Origin of the sequence: Methylobacterium sp. WL64 (assembly GCF_008039945.1) — a bacterium.
Classification (GTDB): Bacteria; Pseudomonadota; Alphaproteobacteria; order Rhizobiales; family Beijerinckiaceae; genus Methylobacterium.
Genome location: NZ_VRVA01000255.1, coordinates 1 through 2561, shown reverse-complemented (window position 1 = coordinate 2561; position 2561 = coordinate 1). Strand labels below are relative to the sequence as shown.

Here is a 2561-nt window from a genome sequence, read left to right as displayed (position 1 = left end):
TTCGGACGCGGCCGAGGCGGCGGGAGGAGCGGCGCGATCTCATCCCAGAGATCATCGGGGAGAAGCAGTCTGGCCATGCCAAACCAACGCTGAAAACCAAGCTCGGTGCCGTTCTGTTAGGCGTTCTAAGCGCCCACGCTATCGAACGGCGCCATAAATACGGGACTGCCCCCGAGCGGCCGCCCCAAGAGGTGACCATCTCCTGCGAGACCTTCGCACCCACGATCCAGCATTACACCTTCCCGACCAAACTTTGCTGCTCAGATCGAAGCCCCGTCAAAGCATCATCGGACACGATTAGGGTTCAGGATTGCAGCCGATTTGCAGCCCCTACGTTCCTCGTGATCAAAAAACAAAGGTTTGAGTGTCGGGTCTGCAAAAAAAGGTTTTATGAGGTTCTACCTGACGTAAATGATACTCCGGGAGTAAAACAACGCGGCCGGAAACGCACTGGCGATGATACCGGCATCAAGCATATCATAACGAAACGACTGCGTAGAAGCATCGCCATCGCCGCCGTCGAACACACGGCCGCAAAAGCTGCAGATTTATTGCACGTCGATGTTGGATTGGTCGAGCGCGTGTTTGCCGACTATCGCGACACCATGACAGAGAACCACGAATACCGCCTGCCGAGAAAACTCGGTATCGACGGGACGCACATCCTTGGCAAGGCGCGATGTGTCATTGCGGATGTCAAGAACAACAAAATTCTTGAGATATTGCCGCACGACAATCCTGCCGAAATATACAAACACTTCAGCGAAAAATTTGAGCGGCATGAGCGTGAGGAGGTTGAGTTCTTTGTTCACGACATGGCGGAGATGTACAATCCCATCCGGACGCTTTTCCCAAATTCGACGCAGATAATCGACCGCTTCCACGTCGTTAAACTAATCCAAAAATACACTGACGTTGCCCGCAATTCGATCACGAGCGACATGGATGAGGGCAGCCAGAAGAAGATGCGCCGGAATGTGCGTTTATTCAAAGGGCCGAGATATAACCTTAGACCAGGCGACAAGATCGAACATGATAGACTGGTGAAGGCCAATGATAGGCTGTACCACGTCACCCAAGCTCGGAAGCTCTTTGAGGAGATCTTTCAGGAAAAAACAAAGGCAGAGGCTTTGTGGCGTTACGAGCTATGGGTCGGCTACATCCATAAAGCCCGGGAGTACATTAACCTTAAGAAGGGGGCGCCGGATACCTACTCCCTCGTTCCATGGTTTGGGCCTCTGTTTAATACCATGGAGGATTGGAAGGGGCCAATCTTCGCCGGCTTCGATGATCGCTACACGACCGCATTTGTAGAGAGCATGAACCGTCGAGTTAAGGAAATAAATCGGGACGCCAGCGGCTTATCATTCGCGGCACTGCGAGCAAAGGCGCTACTGAAATACGGCGAGTACCATACAAAATCGGATCTTGTCAGCTTCAATCTGACCTTGTTCCCCATTGGCATCAAGCCGGAAACCTACTCTCTCGGACATGAAGAGTTTGAGGTCTTCGAGACGCTGCTAAAGCAATGCCATCTTCGAGGACATAAACGGATTAAGGACCTACGACGGCTCATCTATGCCGTCCTATGGCGGACGATGAACGGGGGCTCCTGGCACGATCTCCGGTCATATCCAGAGTATTTCGGCAATCCGTCCACCGCCGCCCGCGTCTTCTACCGCTGGGCCAAGATCGGTGTGTGGGAACGCTTGGCCCTCGCAGCCGACGAATGGCGGGAGCGGATTGACCTGCCACCTCTTCAGCACAGTCCAAAGCTCCAGATCCGGAACATCTGGTTCTACGACGATCACCCGGCCACTCTGGAGGCGATTGAGTACATCCTTATGCTGCCGGGTCTCCTCATCATGATCGCCGAGAGGGAACAGGAACTGATGGCTGAGGGGCGTGTCTGGAGGGGGTTCACCCCCGACGACCTCTATTCCGCTACTCGCTGACCCGTAGGAACCGAAGCCCTAGTCGTGGCCTCCTGGGGTGTCCCGCAGGGGGGCATGGCCCCTAGATGCGGTAGAGCCCAGGTGTGAACATGAAACGCGCGGATCATGCAATCATGACACGCGGGGTTGCGGCTTTTATGGTCTCAGGAATGCCGCAACCCCGCGTGAGAGGCGGACGCGGCCTCGACGTTGACTTAACCGTGCGAGCCGGACGACATGGGGTGTTCCGGTCTGACACGCCTCGGCGAGTCGTGCGCCGGCAATTCAGGAGAGCAACCGCCGCGGAACTGAGACCCTGAAAAGCCAACACCCCCGTCCTTGCCGGGACGAGGGTGCTGAAAACCTGGGGCCTGTGAGAGCCGAGTCACTTCCTCTCACAAGCCAGATCTCCCGCCGGGAGTCAAGACGGAACGCGTTTCCGTCAACGGGGAAGCTTTACCTGAGCCCTAGCCGCGGCCCGTGAGGGTTCGTGAATGATGTTCCATGCCACGATGTCGGCCGCGATCGGCGGTGCGACGACGCTTGCCCAGATGGACGCTCTGTCCCGTCAGGTCTGGCAGGCCCATGCCTCGGCCGCTGTGACCGACGATGAAGCGCAGGGGTTAG

The 2561-nt window shown here is 56.3% G+C and carries 1 protein-coding gene; it reads left to right on the top strand.

Translation table 11 applies throughout. The features are described 5' to 3' along the window. Positions 1-1955 (top strand): transposase (locus tag FV242_RS33560; protein WP_147941974.1); only part of this gene is annotated, 1955 nt, incomplete at its 5' end. Between the last annotated feature and the right edge of the window lie 606 nt (positions 1956-2561).